Annotated in this window: 14 protein-coding genes; 5 read left to right on the top strand and 9 right to left on the bottom strand. The window is 60.8% G+C overall.

What is annotated here, in order from left to right; all coding sequences use genetic code 11:
- Positions 1 to 11: 11 nt before the first annotated feature.
- The 5 genes from AC245Y_RS32300 to AC245Y_RS32280 are packed head-to-tail and all read right to left on the bottom strand — an operon-like array spanning position 12 to position 5,983.
- The gene (locus tag AC245Y_RS32300; protein WP_017997163.1) at positions 12 to 1,526 is read right to left on the bottom strand and encodes an ABC transporter substrate-binding protein; all 1,515 of its coding nucleotides are present in this window, start codon (positions 1,524 to 1,526) and stop codon (positions 12 to 14) included.
- A 19-nt stretch (positions 1,527 to 1,545) separates the two neighbouring features.
- On the bottom strand, positions 1,546 to 3,258 hold the full coding sequence (locus tag AC245Y_RS32295) for a dipeptide ABC transporter ATP-binding protein (RefSeq protein ID WP_017997162.1): 1,713 nt from the start codon (positions 3,256 to 3,258) through the stop codon (positions 1,546 to 1,548).
- Positions 3,255 to 4,106, bottom strand: coding sequence for an ABC transporter permease (locus AC245Y_RS32290; RefSeq protein WP_017997161.1), 852 nt, complete (start codon positions 4,104 to 4,106; stop codon positions 3,255 to 3,257). The genes AC245Y_RS32295 and AC245Y_RS32290 overlap by 4 nt, the downstream gene beginning before the upstream one ends.
- Complete coding sequence (locus AC245Y_RS32285) at positions 4,103 to 5,041, bottom strand: ABC transporter permease (RefSeq protein ID WP_003549356.1); 939 nt, start codon at positions 5,039 to 5,041, stop codon at positions 4,103 to 4,105. The genes AC245Y_RS32290 and AC245Y_RS32285 overlap by 4 nt, the downstream gene beginning before the upstream one ends.
- A 51-nt stretch (positions 5,042 to 5,092) precedes the next feature.
- On the bottom strand, positions 5,093 to 5,983 hold the full coding sequence (locus tag AC245Y_RS32280; protein WP_017997160.1) for a proline iminopeptidase-family hydrolase: 891 nt from the start codon (positions 5,981 to 5,983) through the stop codon (positions 5,093 to 5,095).
- 160 nt (positions 5,984 to 6,143) lie between these two features.
- Between AC245Y_RS32280 and AC245Y_RS32275 the strand changes: the two genes are divergently transcribed.
- The 4 genes from AC245Y_RS32275 (at position 6,144) to AC245Y_RS32260 (ending at position 9,859) form a co-directional block, all read left to right on the top strand.
- Positions 6,144 to 6,941, top strand: a complete 798-nt coding sequence (locus AC245Y_RS32275; protein WP_026157691.1) for a helix-turn-helix transcriptional regulator — start codon at positions 6,144 to 6,146, stop codon at positions 6,939 to 6,941.
- A gap of 65 nt (positions 6,942 to 7,006) precedes the next feature.
- Complete coding sequence (locus tag AC245Y_RS32270; RefSeq protein ID WP_017997158.1) at positions 7,007 to 7,909, top strand: proline iminopeptidase-family hydrolase; 903 nt, start codon at positions 7,007 to 7,009, stop codon at positions 7,907 to 7,909.
- A 91-nt stretch (positions 7,910 to 8,000) separates the two neighbouring features.
- Positions 8,001 to 8,858 carry a helix-turn-helix transcriptional regulator gene (locus tag AC245Y_RS32265; protein ID WP_017997157.1) on the top strand — a complete coding sequence of 286 codons (858 nt, stop codon included), beginning with the start codon at positions 8,001 to 8,003 and terminating at the stop codon, positions 8,856 to 8,858.
- A gap of 95 nt (positions 8,859 to 8,953) precedes the next feature.
- A complete protein-coding gene (locus tag AC245Y_RS32260; protein ID WP_017997156.1) occupies positions 8,954 to 9,859 on the top strand; it encodes an NAD(P)H-binding protein in 906 nt (301 codons plus the stop codon).
- Positions 9,860 to 9,865: 6 nt separating this feature from the next.
- Here the strand turns inward: AC245Y_RS32260 and AC245Y_RS32255 are convergent, their stop codons facing one another.
- The 4 genes from AC245Y_RS32255 to AC245Y_RS32240 all read right to left on the bottom strand — a co-directional run bounded on the left by AC245Y_RS32255 (position 9,866) and on the right by AC245Y_RS32240 (position 13,742).
- On the bottom strand, positions 9,866 to 10,795 hold the full coding sequence (locus tag AC245Y_RS32255) for an acetamidase/formamidase family protein (protein ID WP_017997155.1): 930 nt from the start codon (positions 10,793 to 10,795) through the stop codon (positions 9,866 to 9,868).
- 285 nt (positions 10,796 to 11,080) lie between these two features.
- A complete protein-coding gene (locus AC245Y_RS32250; protein ID WP_017997154.1) occupies positions 11,081 to 11,863 on the bottom strand; it encodes a 3-hydroxybutyrate dehydrogenase in 783 nt (260 codons plus the stop codon).
- Between the two features lie 12 nt (positions 11,864 to 11,875).
- Positions 11,876 to 12,616: an acetoacetate decarboxylase gene (locus AC245Y_RS32245; RefSeq protein ID WP_017997153.1), complete on the bottom strand. Its 741-nt coding sequence runs from the start codon at positions 12,614 to 12,616 to the stop codon at positions 11,876 to 11,878.
- Positions 12,606 to 13,742, bottom strand: a complete 1,137-nt coding sequence (locus tag AC245Y_RS32240) for a DUF3734 domain-containing protein (RefSeq protein ID WP_017997152.1) — start codon at positions 13,740 to 13,742, stop codon at positions 12,606 to 12,608. Before AC245Y_RS32240 ends, AC245Y_RS32245 begins: the two co-directional genes overlap by 11 nt.
- A 537-nt stretch (positions 13,743 to 14,279) precedes the next feature.
- Between AC245Y_RS32240 and AC245Y_RS32235 the strand changes: the two genes are divergently transcribed.
- Positions 14,280 to 15,704 (top strand): ISNCY family transposase, encoded by a 1,425-nt coding sequence (locus AC245Y_RS32235; protein ID WP_012755595.1) that lies wholly within the window; start codon positions 14,280 to 14,282, stop codon positions 15,702 to 15,704.
- The last annotated feature ends 3 nt before the right edge of the window (positions 15,705 to 15,707 follow it).

The raw sequence follows: 15,707 nt of genomic DNA, 5'->3' as shown, positions 1-15,707 counted from the left end.
GCTGCCTGAACTCAGTTCTTGACCGTGTCTTCCAGGAAGAACCGGCCGAGCGGGTTCTGATAGAAGTTCTCGATATTCTTGCGAGAGACGTTGATATAGGGGCTGTAATAGAGGTCGATCCAGTTGACGTCGTCCTTGGCCATCTTCTGCAGATCGACATACATCTGTTCGCGCTTCTTCGGGTCGAGTTCGAGACGCGCCTTGGCAACCAGTTCCTTCACCGCCTCGCTCTTGTAGTTGGTCGAATAGTTGTTGTTGGAATCGTGGCCGAGGACGAAGGTGGTCTTCTGGTCCGGATCGAGAATGTCGTTGGTCCAGTAGTTGACCGAGACGTCGTAGTCGCCGGCAACGATCATGTCCCATTCCTGGCTCGGGTCGACCTTCTGCAGATTGGCGGTGATGCCGGCCTTCTGCAGCTGCTGCTGGACGAGCACAGCCGTCTGTTCGTCGACTTCGTCGCCGGCGCGGACCAGATAGTTCAGCGTCAGGTCCGAGACGCCGGCGGCCGCCAGCAACTCTTTTGCCTTTTCGGGATCATAGGGCCGCTGCAGGTTGTCGGCATAATAATAGAGCGCGCCCTTCGGAATATAGGAGTTGGCGACCGTGCCCTGGCCGAAGGTGACGGTATCGACGATCGCCTTCTTGCCGATCGCGAGATCCAGCGCCTGGCGGACTTCCTTTTTGCCGAGCGCGCCATGCGCATGGTTGATCAGCAGATGATCCTCACGGGTCGAAGCGTCTATATCGACGTTGAGGTTCGGGTCCTTCTTCAGCTCCTCGACCCGAGAAAAGGGAACGAAGATCGCCGTATCCAACTCGCCGGCCTGGACGTTCAGCATGCGGGTATTGTCGTCAGGCACCGAGATCCACTCGACACCGTCGAGCTTCACCCGGTCCGCCTGCCAGAAATTCGGGTTCTTCTTCAGGATGACGCGGTCGCCGCGCCGCCATTCCTCGACGGTGAACGCGCCGGATGCGATCGGCTTTTCACCATAGGCGTCGGCGCCCAGTGATTCCATGCCCTTCTTGGAGATGACGGAGGCATTCGGCAGCGCCAGCGTCGAAAGGAACGGCGCGGACGGGTTCTTGAGCTTGATCGTCAGCGTATGCGCGTCGGTCGCCACCGCCGTGTCGATCACCTTATAGGAATCGCTCCAGAGCGAGGCAGCGTCGTCGCGGATGCGCAGCAGGCTGTAGGCCGCGTCTTCCGCCGTCAGCGGCGAACCGTCGGAAAATTTCGCGTCGCGGATCTTGAACGTGTAGGTCAGCCCGTCATCCGCGGCAGTCCAGCTTTCGGCAAGGCCCGGCTCCAGTTTCGTGCCTGTCTTGTCGACCCGGATCAGCACGTCGTAGACGTTGGAGAACACCCAGTTGTCGATGTTCTGCGCGGTCTTGATCGGATCGAATGTCGTCGAATCCTCGCGGCGGCCGATGGTGAGCACACCAGCGGCCTCGGCATAGCTTGCGCTGAGCGTCAGACCGGCGAGCACGGCTGCAAGCCCGATTGATTTCCACCTGTTTGTCATGAGTTCGTTCCCTTCGTTGTTATGGCATGCGTTTGATTGATTGAATCGGCATCGAATGCGGATCGTCCTTGCCGTCGGCGTCTTGAAGCAGCCGCTTGTCAGGATCGATGTCGGGAATCGCGGCGATCAGCGCCGCCGTATAGGGATGCTTCGGCCGCGCGAAGACTTCTTCGGAACGACCTTCCTCGACGATCTCGCCGCGATACATCACGACGACGCGTTCGCAGAGATTGCGGACGATCGCGAGATCATGGGCGATGAAGATCAACGTCAGGTTCATCTTCGCCGTGAGCTCGCGGAAGAGCTCGATGATCTGCGCCTGGATGGTGACGTCGAGGGCCGCCACGCATTCGTCGGCGATGATCAGCTTCGGATTGACGGCGAGCGCACGGGCGATGCCGGCGCGCTGGCACTGGCCGCCGCTCATGCTGCGCGGTTTGCGGCCGGCGAATTCGCGTTCGAGGCCGACGAGATCGAGCAGTTCGCCGATTCGAACAGGGATATCGGCCCTGGCGACCTTGCCCTGCACCTTCAGCACCTCGGCCAGCATCTGCCCGATCGTCAGCCGCGGATTGAGCGCGTTATAGGGATCTTGGAAGACCATCGCCGTCTCGCGCCTGAGCTTTGCCAGGCCGGCACTCTTCTGCAGCGCCAGATCGACGCCGTCGAAGGTGACGTGGCCCGAGGAAAGCGGCGTGAGGCCGAGCACGGCGCGGGCAAGCGTGCTCTTGCCGCTGCCGGATTCGCCGACGATGCCGACCGTCTCGCCCGGCATGATCTGCAGGCTGACGCCGGCAACGGCGCTGACCGTCTTGGCACCGCCCCTGAGCAGGGCGCCGCCGGCTCTGAAACGCACATGGAGATCATCGATTTCGAGCAATGGCCGCCTCGCCGGTTGGCTGGCCGCGGCAAGCTCGAGCAGCGGCGCGACCGTCTCGCCCGGGATGGAAGGGTGGCTGTTGATCAGGTTGATCGTATAGGGATGTTGCGGCCGCGCCAGGATCGTCCGCTTCGGCCCCTCTTCGATGAGCTTGCCGCCGCGCAGCACGGCAATACGGTCGCAAGTCTGGGCGACGATACCGAGATCGTGGGTGATCAGAATGATCGACAGGCCGCGCCGGTCGCGAATGTCAATCAACAGCCGCAGGATCTGCGCCTGGATAGTCACGTCGAGCGCCGTGGTCGGCTCATCAGCGATCAGGATCTTCGGATTGCAGGACAGCGCCACGCCGATCATCGCCCGCTGCCGCATGCCACCGGAAAATTCGTGCGGATAGCTATCGTACTGGCGCTTCGGATCGGGGAAGCCGACTTGCGCCAGGATTTCCGTCGCCGCGGCGCGAGCCTCGCGGGCGCCGAGGCCCTGGTGATAACGGATGCCCTCAGCGATCTGATCGCCGATCCGCATCACCGGGTCGAGATGGCTGGTCGGGTTCTGGAAGATCATGCCGATCTCGCCACCGCGCACTTTCAGCATCTCGCCATCGTCGATCCGCATGAGGTCGCGCCCTTCGAGCAGCACGCTACCGCTTTCGATCTTCAGCAACGAGGAGGGCAGCAGGCGCACCAGGGAACGGCAGAACAGGCTCTTGCCCGAGCCGCTCTCGCCGACGAGACCGAGGATCTCACCCTTGCCGAGATCGAGCGACACCGCATCGAGCAGCGTGCGCGGGCCGGAATCGACATGTGCCCTGACGGTGAGATCACGGACGGACAGCACGGAGCCGCTCATTCATGCACCCCCAGCAGTTCGCCGAGCGCGTCGCCCAGCATGCTGAAACCGAAGGCGAGGCAGACGATGGAGAGGCCGGGAAACAAAGTGATCCACCATGCCGTGGTGATGAAGCTCTGTCCTTCCGCGACCATGACGCCCCATTCGGCGATCGGTGGCTGGACGCCGAGGCCGAGATAGCTGACGGCGGCGCCGCTGAGCAGCACCAGCGTCGCATCGGACATCGAAAAGACGATCGAGCCGGCGATCGCGTTCGGCAAAAGATGGCGGAACATGATGCGCGGGCGACTGAAGCCGAGGCTGACGGCGGCAACGGCATAGTCGCTGCCTTTCAGCACCAGCATCTGCGCCCGGATCAGCCGTGCATAGGAAACCCAGCCGACCAGCGCCATGGCGATGTAGAAGCTGCCGAGGCCCGGTCCGAGGATCGCGATGATCGACAGCATCAGCACCAGGAAGGGAAAGGCGAGGATGATATCGACGAGGCGCATGAACAGCGCATCGACGATCCCGCCGAAGAAGCCGGCGATCGTGCCGACCGTCGTGCCGATTACGAAGGGGAAGATGACGCCGATCAGCGCCATCTGCAGGTCGAGGCGCGCGCCCCAGATGACGCGGGAAAGGATATCGCGGCCGAAATTGTCGGTACCGAAGGGATGCAACAGCGAAGGCGCCTGCAGGCGCACCTCGGCATTCTGCATGATCGGGTCGTAGGGCGCGACGATAGGCGCGCCGATCGCCAGCAGCACGAAGAACAGCAGCAGGCCGGCACTGAGCACAAGCATCGGCCGCCGGCCGAAGAACCGGCGCCAGCCGGGGGATGCGGGGGCGGTCGCCTCGATGCTCATAGCTTCACCCTCGGATCGACGGCGACAGTGACGATGTCGGCGATGAAGTTGATGAGCACGGTGGCGCAGGCAAAGACCATGGCGACGCCCTGCACCACCATGTAGTCGCGTGAAAAGATCGCCCTGACCAGCAGCTGTCCCATGCCGGGCAGCGCAAAGACGCTCTCGACCACCACCGTGCCGCCGATCAGCCAGCCGATATTGACGGCGAGCAGGTTGATCGTCGGCACCAGCGAATTCGGCAGGACGTGCCGCCAGAAGACGATGCCTTCGGGCATACCGCGGGCGCGCGCCGCCGTCGCGACATCCGACTTCAGCTGCTCGATCATCGCCGCCCGCAGGCTGCGCGTCAGCACCGTCGAAAGCGATAGCGCGACGGTCAGGCTCGGCAGCACGAGATGCGATAGCTTTTCGCCGATCGTCGCACCATAGCCCGAAACCGGCAGCACGCCGAGTTCGACGCTAAACAGGATGATCAGCATCAGCCCCAGCCAGAAGGGCGGAAAACCGATGCCGAAGGTCGAGACGATGCGCACCGCATGATCCGGCGCCCGGCCGGCATTGCGTGCGGCGATCGCCGACATCGGTACCGCGATCAGGACCGAAAGCACGACGCTGGAGACGACGAGCGCAAGTGTCGGCTCGATGCGGGTGACGATCAGCTTCAGCACGTCGATCTTGTAGAGGATCGACTTGCCCATCTCGCCATTGGCGAGGTTCTTGAGGAAATAGACATATTGCAGCCACATCGGCTGGTCGAGGCCGTACTGGGCGCGGATACTGGCAAGGGCTGCCGGCGTCGCGCGCGTGCCGAGGATGTTGCGCGCCGGATCACCGGGGATCAACCGGACCAGAATGAAAGTGATGACGCTGATGCCGAAGATGACGGGCAGGAACTGCAGCGGTCGCGTCAGAACGAATTTATAGCGATGCATGACGGCGATCGCCCCTTTGTCTTCGTCTGGTTCGGTCCGCTTCCTGTTGCATCAGCCTGCCTCGTGCCGGGCGAGAAAATCGAGAAGCGCCGGATAATAATCCTGCGGGTTCTCATAGAACGGCATGTGGCTGGCATTGGCAAATACCTTAAGCTCGGCATTCGGCAGCGCAAGCTTCATCCTCAGCGCACAGGCCGGCGTCAGCTCGTCATGTTCTCCCGTCGTGATGAGCACCGGCAGCGTCAGCCGCGGCAGGTCGGGTATACGGTTCCAGTCCTTGAGGTTGCCGATATAGAGAAACTCGTTCGGCCCCTGCATCGTCTCATAGGGCGCCATGTTCCAATCGTCGAGCGAGCGGCGCACCGGCGCCGGCCATTCCGGCAGACGGCAGACATGGCGGTAGTTGAGGATGGTGACGGCGGCGAGATATTCCGGATGATTGTAGGTGCCTTGCGCCTCGTGCTTCTGCATCATCGAGACAGTTTCGGGACCGAGTGCCGCGCGCAGCCGTTCCAGTTCCGAGATCAGATGCGGCATATCGGCGACGGTATCTTCGAGGATCAGCGTCTTGAGGTTTTCGGGATAGGTCAGCGCGTATTCGATCGCCAGCCAGCCGCCCCAGGAATGGCCGAGCATGTGGACCTTGCCGAGCCCCAGCGCCTTGCGCACCGTCTCCGTCTCTTCGACATAACGGCCGATCGTCCAGAGCGAGAGATCGTCCGGCCGGTCGGAAGCGCCGGTGCCGAGTTGGTCGAAGGCGACGACGCGATAGCCCTTGTCGATGAGACAGGAATGCGCCTCGCGCAGGTAATCGCAGGGCAGACCCGGCCCGCCGTTCAGGCAGAAAACCGTCTCGCTGCCGGTCCCGAAACTATAGGCAACGACGCGATAGCCATCGACATCGATCTCGAATCGCTCGTCCGGCCGTATTTCACGCCACATTGATCGCTCCGGCAGAAGATTTCGCTTGCTCAATATTTGGGCACGGCTAAATTTTTACCTTAAACCGCATTCAGTGCCAGCTATAAGAAGTGATAGGGTGGGCCGCAATGCCGAACCCCGGGAGCAGCCCATGCTTGACGACCCCATTCGTGACGACCCCATTCTTGACGATATCGGAACGATCAGACGGCAGTTTGCAGCGCACGAAACGCTTGATGGACGCATCGACCAGGCCTTCGAGGCGATGAAGCAGATCGGCTTCGAGGCGCTGATCTACGACTATACACCGGTGCCTTACGATCTCGACGGCGCGATCATGATACCATCGCTGCTGAAGCTGCGGAATATCTCCGACGATATGCACGATTACTGGTTCAATCGCGGCTATTTCCGTATCGATCCGGTGCAGCAGGTGGCGCTGCGCACCTCCGCGCCCTTCTTCTGGAACTACGACCCGGACGCCGACACGCTGATCAACCGTTTCATGACCGAAGACACCGCGCCGGTGACGCGCTATTTGAGCGAACGCGATATGTCGACCGGCGTCACCGTTCCGGTTCATATGCCACGCGGCGACTATGCGACCGTCACCGGCATCCGCTTCGGCCGGAACAAAGATTTCGAACGGCACGCACTGCGCTATATCGCCGACTTCAACCTGCTTGCCCATGTTTTCCATGAGACCGCCTATTCGCTTTTCGACACGCGGGCGAAGAGCGTCGGCACGATCCGCCTGACCGAGCGGGAACGTGAATGCCTGCGCCATTCGGCGGAAGGTTACTCCGCCAAGGAAATTTCCCGCATCATCGACCGTTCGGTACCGACCGTCGTGATGCATCTGAACGCCGCGACAAAGAAACTCGGCGCCCGCAACCGAACCCAGGCCGTGGTGCGCGCCACCCATTACCGCCTGCTCGAAGACCGGCCTACCCATAATTGGCCACCCTATAACTTGTGATAGCTGCCTTCACCGTTGCCGCCGCGTTATGCTTTTTTTCATGACGCCAAGAGATGGAGACACCGGTGGGCGAAGTCACGACCAAAGAAGCTTACCTGCCCTTTCGCGACTATCGCACCTGGTATCGCGTCACCGGTTCGCTGGAGAGCGGCAAGCTGCCTCTCGTCGTCGCCCATGGCGGGCCTGGCTGCACCCATGATTATGTCGATTCCTTCAAGGATATCGCCGCCCTCGACGGCCGTCCGGTCATCCATTACGACCAGCTCGGCAATGGCAATTCCACCCGACTTCCGGAAAAAGGCCCGGATTTCTGGACGGTCGGCCTGTTCCTCGAGGAGCTGGACACGCTACTTTCCCATCTCGGCATTCGGGATCGTTATGCCTTCCTCGGCCAGTCCTGGGGCGGCATGCTCGGCGCCGAACATGCGGTGCGCCAGCCGCAAGGTCTGAAGGCGCTTGTCATCGCCAACTCGCCGGCCAACATGCACACCTGGGTTTCGGAGGCGAACCGGCTGAGGCAGGAACTGCCGAAAGAGGTGCAGGACACGCTGCTGAAGCATGAGCTGGCGGGAAGCCTCACCGATCCGGACTATATCGCCGCCTCACGCGTCTTCTATGACCGCCATGTCTGCCGCGTGGTGCCGTGGCCGCCTGAAGTGGCGCGGACCTTTGCAATCATGGACGAGGACAACACCGTCTACCGCAAGATGAACGGCCCGACCGAATTTCACGTCATCGGTACGATGAAAGACTGGACGATCGAGAACAGGCTGGACCGCATCGAAGCCCCGACGCTGCTGGTCTCGGGAAAATACGACGAGGCGACGCCCCTGGTGGTAAGGCCCTATCTCGAACGCGTTCCGGGCTGCGAATGGGTGCTCTTCGAAAATTCCAGCCATATGCCGCATGTCGAGGAAAAGCAGCTTTGCCTGGCGACCGTTTCCGGTTTCCTGTCCCGGCACGACTGAGAAAAATCGTTCCCGCCGACAGCACCATTTCTTGCCGCGGAGGTGACGCTTGAGATAGTCTTGGTCCCATTCGAGCGAACGGAACGGACCGATGAACGATCATTCGCCGACAGGAAGCGCGACAATCCTCGCAACGAGCAGGGGGCGCGGCTGGCACGGTCTGGAGGCTGAGCTGCTACGCATTCCGCCCGGCAGCACGCATATTTCAGGCACGCCCTACCATCGTCTCGGGGTCCACGTCGGCCGGCCGGTGCGGGCGCAATGCCGCTGTGACGGGCGGGAGCATCGCCGACTGCAGAAGCATGGCGATATCGACGTGGTGCCAGCCGGCCTTGATGGCGTCTGGGAGGACGACCGCGAATGCATGATCCTGCGACTGAAGATCAGCAAGGATCTTTTCCATCGGGCTGCCATCGACCTCGGCCGCGACCCCGCGACGGCAATCGTGCCGCAATTTCAACTCCGCGATCCGCGGCTCGAGGCCATCGTCTGGGCCTTGAAAGCGGAACTCGAAGCGGATGTGCCGTCCGACAACCTCTATGCCGATACGCTGGCGACAGCTTTGGCGCTCCGTCTGGTCGAGGCGGGCAGCGGCAGCTCTCGCCCAGTGGATAGCGGCAGAGCGCTCTCGCCCCGTCAGAAGCGGATGCTTGCCGACTACATCGAGGATAATCTCGACACCTCGCTTTCGCTTGCGGAACTGGCAGCTCTTGCCGGACTGAGCCTCTCGCATCTGAAGACGCAGTTTCGAAATAGTTTCGGTATGCCGCCGCATCAATATGTGCTGCACCGCCGGGTGGCTCGCGTCGAGGTGCTGATCCGAAGCTCCGGCCTGCCCTTGAGCCAGATCGCCCTGGAAGCAGGCTTTGCGCATCAAAGCCATATGGCAAACAGCATGAAGCGGCTGCTTGGCATCAGCCCCGGCACCATCACCCGCGCGCGCAATTAAAAAAAATTGGCCGATCCTGCAACGGATCGGCCGAATGCGCAGGCAATGCCCCTTAGCGGCAGTGCATCTTCCTTCGACTGCGAGCAGAGGAAGGAATGATCATGTTTGTCATCTTCGGCGCCACCGGCAAAATCGGCAAGGCAACGATAACAAGGCTTCGGGCCGAGGGCTCTCCCGTCACGGCGGTGCTCCGTAATCCCGCCAAGGCCGCACCCCTTGCGGCGCTCGGATGCGAGATTGCCATGGCTGAGGTCGGCGATGCCGATGCCATGGCGCTCGCGATGAGAGATGCGACGGCTGTACAGCTCATCTGCCCGATCGACCCTCGCGCCGCCGATGCCAGCCGCCAGATGCTGCAGTCTATCGAGCGGATGGCGGAGGCGGTCGATGCCGCCCGGCCGCCGCGCGTCCTGGCGATCTCGGATTACGGTGCGCATCTGACGATCGATACCGGCATTACCAGGCTGTTCCGTTTGATGGAGGAGCGGTTCCGGCAGTGCAGCGCCAGGATGGTCTTTCTGCGTTCGGCCGAACATATGGAAAACTGGGCACGCTACCTGAAGATCGCCAATGAGACCGGCGTGATGCCGAGCATGCACCAGCCGCTGGCACGACCCTTTCCGACCGTCTCCGCCGCCGATATCGGCGATATGGCTGCCGACCTTCTGCTGGCTGATGAGGATCATGGCCCTTCGCCGCGGATCGTCCATGGCGAGGGGCCGCGCGAATACACGGCGCTTGAGATCGCTGCGGCCCTGGGGCGATTGTTGACCCGGCGCGTTGTCGCACACGAACTGCCGCGTGCCGAGTGGCCGGCAACGTTGATCCGCACAGGACTCTCGGAAAGTTACGCCGAGCTGATCGTCAGGCTCAGTGACGCGCACAACAAGGGCCTGATCGGAGCCGAAGCCGGCATCGGCGAAATCCGCCGTGGCCGCACGGAGCTTTCCGCTGCCCTCGAAACATTTCGTCCTGACGTTCGGCAGGCTGTGTCGCGATAGCCTCAATCACGCATGGGGAGGCGTCCTTGGGCGAACCAGCCATTTCTTGGCGACACGGCAAGCCATCGTGTAGGCCGGGTCGAAGACGTTGCCGACATCGTAACGCACCACCTGGCCGAGCAGATGGCTGGCCGCCGTTCTGTCCAGACCATAATCCGATGCCAGCCAGTTCAACATTTCGCTGGTCGCGTGCTGGAGCGCCTGATCGAGGGGCCGGGCGTTGCCGATGGTGAAGATGTCTTCGGCGGTTTCCCCGCGCGGCCAGACCAGTCCGGCCTTCTTTTCCACCGTCAGCCGCACCATGACTTGGAACGTCGTCTCGACACCGGTTCCGACGATCTCGCCATCCCCTTGCACGGCATGGCAGTCGCCCAGAAAGAAAAGGGCGCCGGGGGCCGCTACTGGCAAGCGGACGGTGGTGCCGGGACCGAACAGCCGATAGTCCATGTTGCCGCCATATTCGCCGCTGGTCGCGGTCGATATCGCCTGGCCGAGGCTGGGCGCCACGCCGAAACAGCCGATCATCGGGGCGAGAGGCAGAACGAAATTTTCGAGGCCGCCGACCGGCTCGGAAAGCCGGACGGTCAATGCCTCACGGTCGATCGCCCAGATGGCGATGTCGCGCGGCGGCAGGTCGCGAACCGCCTCGGGATCGACGACATTGGCGGCGACGACGCTGCGGGTAAACCCCGTGTCCCTGGTCGGGATCATGCTGATGATCTCGACCTTCAGCGCATCCCCGGGCTCAGCACCTTCCACGAAGATCGGGCCGTTCACCGGATTGGGCCCGGATGCCTGCTTGGTGCCGTCCTTGTCATGCCCGGCGGCGTCGAGCGTCTCGGTGACCACGGTATCGCCGTCGGCGATGTGCAGGGCCGGCGGAAGAGAGCCGATGACATTGTGAAATCTCGTCGGAATGAAGCGGTGAGTGGTCATGAAATACAGCTCTCGCTCGTTCGAATGTCATGAGCCTGCGGCTGAATTGCCCGGCGGAGAGAATTCGAGACTACTGCATAATTGCTTAAACTGGAATCGACTTCAGGATTAAAATTATGCAGCAATTCAAAGGACTACAGCGTCCTTTGCGCGTCTTTTCCGACACGCAGCGCTGTAGATCAGAGATTGCCGGCACTGACGAAGTCGGGAGCAACGCGGTATCGACCGCAACATTCAACAGGGTTGAGCCTTAACGGTCCCAGATGCGATGCCTCAGCGCGACCGTTACTGCATGTACCAGCCATGGCTGACGACGAGTGACTGGCCGGTGAGAGCATTGGTTTCGAAACCGGCAAAGAGCAGCGCCACTTCTGCGACATCGTCGACCGTCGTAAACTGTGCATCCACCGTGCCGCCGAGCATTACCTTCTTGATGACCTCGTCTTCGGAAATTCCGAGTTCCTTTGCCTGTTCCGGAATTTGCTTGTCGACCAGCGGCGTCCGGACGAAGCCGGGGCAGATGACGTTGGCACGCACGCCATCCGGTCCGCCTTCCTTGGCGACCACACGAGCAAGGCCGAGCAAGCCGTGCTTGGCGGTGACGTAGGCCGATTTCAGCGGCGAAGCCTCATGCGAATGCACCGAGCCCATATAGATGATCGCGCCGCCCTTCTGCGCTTTCATGTGGGGAACGCAAGCCTTGGTGGTGAGGAACGCGCCATCGAGATGGATGGCAAGCATCTTCTTCCAGTCGGAAAAGGCGTAGTCCTCGATCTTGTTGACGATCTGGATGCCGGCATTGGAGACGAGCACGTCCACCCGGCCCCACTTGGCTACGACGGCGGCGACGCCGGCGTTCACGGCTTCCTCGCTGGTCACGTCCATCGCAAGACCGATCGCCTCGCCCGGGCCGGCAGCCGTCAGATCCTTGGCCGCCGCTTGCGCCGCCTCGAGCTTCAGGTCGGCAATGACGACCCTGGCACCCTCTGAAACGTATTTCCTTGCGATCGCCAGCCCGATACCGCTGGCCGAGCCCGTGACGATGCAGACCTTGTCCCTGAGCTTCATGGTTTGGACTCCCTATTTTGCAAGATAATCATGGACCACTTCGCCGAGGCCCAGCGTCAGGTCCGAGAGAATATGGATGGCGGATTTGACCTCAAGCACCGGCAGGTCGGCGACCGGCGCCAGCGCATGCGGAAACAGCGCCAGGGCGCCCGGACCTTCCCACGCGCCTTTCACCGTCAGATCCTCCAGATAGTAGCGCACCAGTTCGCAGATGCGCGGTGTGCAATCGACATGTGGAATGATCTTCAGCATGAAATTCGGCTGCTTCAGGCTTTCGAGGATTTTCGCCTTGTCAAGTGTTCGATGCTTGAAGCCCATCGTTGCGGTGGCGACGCGCTGACCGCCATAGTCGAGCGTGCCGACCAGCGCATCCTTGATGGATGTCAGCGACGGCTCGGCCAGTTTCTTCGGAAAGCCCCAAATCTCGCGGCCACCGGCGATCGGCGCGTCGTCGTTGAGGTACATAGAATGCACGTAACCGCCGTGTACGCCTTCATAGGTCACCGGGATGACCTGGCCGGATTCGGTATAGTCGCCAAAGCCGGTCGAGTCCGGCATGCGGATGAATTCGTACTTCACCAGCGGCTCATCGAACTGCAGCGGCTCCGGCACGACCCGGCGCAGGGCCTCCGGATCGGTGCGATAGGTGATGATCATGTATTCGCGATTGACGAACCGGTACGGCCCTGGCGGGTAGGATGGACTCGTCAGCGGCATGGCAAAGGCATTACGAACGACATCTTCAATTTTCATGGTTTTTCCCACGCAGGCGTTGCTCGGCAAGGTCGAAAATCCGTATCCCATTGGTCGGACGCGTCCGGTTGAGCCACTCTGGATGGTTCAGCGTCTCGACCACATCGTCATGGCCGGCCTTCCAGTGTTCCTCCACGGAGAGCCGCGAAAACTCATAGTCCTTGGATCCGGTTTCGTAGGCGGCACGCCTATAGATCAGGTGCACCATGGTGACGGCGCAATCATTGCCGATCCTTTCAAGAAGCTTCGCATCAGGATCGTCCTTCAGCTCAGGCGGCAGCTTTTCCATCAGCCGCTTGGCCGCCATGCGCACCGACTGAAGCTTGCGGAACTGGTCGGTGTTGAGCCGGGTACGGCTGGAAAAACGGATTTCCTTCTCGCGGGCATCGACGTCAAAGACATCCTTGGGCAGCACGCCCTTGGCGCTGAACAAATCGACCTGGAAGATGCAGAGATCTGTCTCCAACTCGCTACCACCGAGAATGCGCTGCAGCGGCGTATTGGAAACGATACCTCCATCCCAATAATAGCGGCCGTCGATCTCGACGGGCGCAAAACCCGGCGGCAACGCCCCGGAGGCGGCCACGTGTTTGGGCGAAAACGCGCAATCGCGGTTGTCGAAATAATTGAAGTTGCCGCTAACAACGTCGACTGCGCCGAGGCTGAGACGGATGGCACCTGAATTGATCAGGTCGAAATCGACCAGACCGGCGAGGGTCTCCTGCAACGGCGCGGTGTCGTAAAGGCTGATCGCGGCCATCGGGTCGCCCGGGATGTTCCATGGCGCAAAGACGCGCGGCGTGAAAAAGCCGGGAACGCCGGTCAAAGATCCCAGAAAAGCGGAGGATTCGTTGAACCATTTGCGCATCGCATTGCCATTGCCGAGAAAATGGCCGGGCAGGCCGGACGATACCCGATGCCAGAAGGTCCTGAGGTTATCGACACGCTGATCGACGGGGCTTCCGGCAATGATGGCTGAGTTGATCGAGCCGATGGATATCCCGGCCAGCCAGTCGGGGCGGATGCCAGCCTCATGCAAAGCTTCGTAAGCGCCGGCCTGGTAGGCACCCAAAGCACCACCGCCCTGAAACACCAGCACGGTTTTCTCTGTCGGAATACTACTCACGGGACGCTTTTCCTTAAATGCTGCAGCTGCTAACAAATAGCACAGGGAAGGCCATCGAGCTGCACAGGGCAGATTAAGTTTTAGTAATGCAGAAAAGCTTCTTCAGTAATCGTATTCTAAGTTATTTCAGAGGCTTGCTAGTCAAAAGCTGCGCATTCGTCGCAACCATTGAAGCATTTAGTTAGTCCTGCCGAGGGCATCTTGCAATGCAACAAAATGTGACAACGTTGGCTGTGTGGAGATGTAGACTGCGAATTCACCCACGCCAGGCCAATCCCTCATTTCAGGCTTGCTACGCCGTTCGACCAGCGTCGTCAGCTGGTTCAATCAACGAAGTCTCGCTTCGAGACAGGAGCAATCTTATGTTCCATAATATATATTACGCCGCAAATTTGTGTAAGGGCTATTTAGTAATGCGACAGTTGGGCCAGTTAGAGATGCGACAGTCTCGCCTCTCGACGCACTGGTCAAAGCCAACGTTGGGAGCAAGGATGACGATCTTCAGCCTGGTCAAGACCATGAGCGGTCGGAGTCGTCATGTCCTTTATGATCACCATGTCGCAGAAAGAGTTGCATCGCCTTGAAGTCATCCAGAAGATCCGTGACCTACGCCTGAGCGTTGTCCAGGCTGCCGAACTGCTCGGGCTCAGTCGAAGTCAGGTCCATCGGTTGCTGCAGGCCTATGACCGGGATGGTCCAGCCGGCCTCGTTTCCAAGAAACGATCGCAGCCGAGCAACCGGCGCCACAGCGAGGAGTTTCGCAATGCAGCGCTGGATCTGATCCGCGAGCACTATCTGGATTTCGGCCCGACGCTGGCTCGCGAGAAGCTGATCGAGCTGCACCGGATCTCTGTTGCTAAGGAGACGCTGCGGCAATGGATGACCGAGGCCGGCATCTGGATCTCGCGCCGGGAACGCAAGAAACGGGTTTTCCAGCCACGCGGCCGGCGCGACTGCTTTGGCGAACTGGTGCAGATCGATGGTTCGCATCACTGGTGGTTCGAGAACCGCGGCCCCAAATGCGCCCTGCTCGTCTATATCGACGATGCGACCGGCAAGCTGCTGCACCTGCGGTTCGCCGGATCAGAGAACACGTTCGACTATCTGCATGCGACTAAGGCGTATTTGCAGCAATGGGGCAAACCTCTCGCGTTCTACAGCGACAAACATGGGGTTTTCCGTAGCACGCATGCGTCAGAGAAAGACCGGACGAGCGGCCTGACGCAGTTTGGTCGTGCGCTTTATGAGCTGAACATCGACATTATCTGTGCCAACACTCCGCAAGCCAAGGGCCGTGTGGAACGCGCCAACCAGACATTGCAGGATCGGCTGGTGAAGGAGATGCGGCTTCGCGGCATCGATACGATCGAAGCTGCCAATGCCTATGCGCCTGAGTTCATTGCGGATTTCAATTCGCGGTTCGGCAAGCAACCGCGCAATCCGAAGGACATGCACCGACCGCTGGCCGACCATGAGAATCTCGATGGCGCCATGTGCCGGAAGGAAGTCCGCACACTGTCGCAGTCGCTGACGCTCCGTTACGACAAGGTCTTGTTCATTCTCGATCCGACCGAGATTTCCAGGCCATTGGCGGGTAAGAAGGTCGTTGTCTGCGACTACCCGGACGGCCGCCTCGAGATCATGCACGAGAGCTTCACCCTGCCCTACAGAACCTTCGATACATTGCGGTCGGTCCACCGGGCAGAGGTTGTCGAGAACAAGCGTCTCGACGACATGCTTTCCATCGTCGCCGAGCTGCAGGCTGGGCGGGAACAGCAGCGCAGCAAGAGCGGCCCTCGCCGCACCGGCCAGACGGATCATATGTTCGGTATTCCCGATGGCAGCCAGGGCAATGGTTATCAGAAGCGTGGCCGCAAGCCTGGCCGGCGGACGGACTTCATGAATGATCCGGAGGTGATTGCCAAAAGGCAGAAGGCGTTGATGAGGCAGCCAGCGGAATGAAGT

The sequence above is a fragment of the Rhizobium sp. SRDI943 genome (assembly GCF_057653695.1).
The sequence above is the reverse complement of the archived record's forward strand: the minus strand, read 5'-3'. Positions and strand labels throughout refer to the sequence as shown.

What these genes read in the sequence shown, in the direction of transcription:
- AC245Y_RS32260 (WP_017997156.1), top strand. Translation starts at nt 8,954, where the DNA reads ATGATCATGTTTGTCATCTTCGGCGCCACCGGCAAAATCGGCAAGGCA.
- AC245Y_RS32265 (WP_017997157.1), top strand. Translation starts at nt 8,001, where the DNA reads ATGAACGATCATTCGCCGACAGGAAGCGCGACAATCCTCGCAACGAGC.
- AC245Y_RS32280 (WP_017997160.1), bottom strand. Translation starts at nt 5,983, where the DNA reads ATGTGGCGTGAAATACGGCCGGACGAGCGATTCGAGATCGATGTCGAT.
- AC245Y_RS32235 (WP_012755595.1), top strand. Translation starts at nt 14,280, where the DNA reads ATGTCCTTTATGATCACCATGTCGCAGAAAGAGTTGCATCGCCTTGAA.
- AC245Y_RS32290 (WP_017997161.1), bottom strand. Translation starts at nt 4,106, where the DNA reads ATGAGCATCGAGGCGACCGCCCCCGCATCCCCCGGCTGGCGCCGGTTC.
- AC245Y_RS32300 (WP_017997163.1), bottom strand. Translation starts at nt 1,526, where the DNA reads ATGACAAACAGGTGGAAATCAATCGGGCTTGCAGCCGTGCTCGCCGGT.
- AC245Y_RS32295 (WP_017997162.1), bottom strand. Translation starts at nt 3,258, where the DNA reads ATGAGCGGCTCCGTGCTGTCCGTCCGTGATCTCACCGTCAGGGCACAT.
- AC245Y_RS32285 (WP_003549356.1), bottom strand. Translation starts at nt 5,041, where the DNA reads ATGCATCGCTATAAATTCGTTCTGACGCGACCGCTGCAGTTCCTGCCC.
- AC245Y_RS32245 (WP_017997153.1), bottom strand. Translation starts at nt 12,616, where the DNA reads ATGAAAATTGAAGATGTCGTTCGTAATGCCTTTGCCATGCCGCTGACG.
- AC245Y_RS32250 (WP_017997154.1), bottom strand. Translation starts at nt 11,863, where the DNA reads ATGAAGCTCAGGGACAAGGTCTGCATCGTCACGGGCTCGGCCAGCGGT.
- AC245Y_RS32255 (WP_017997155.1), bottom strand. Translation starts at nt 10,795, where the DNA reads ATGACCACTCACCGCTTCATTCCGACGAGATTTCACAATGTCATCGGC.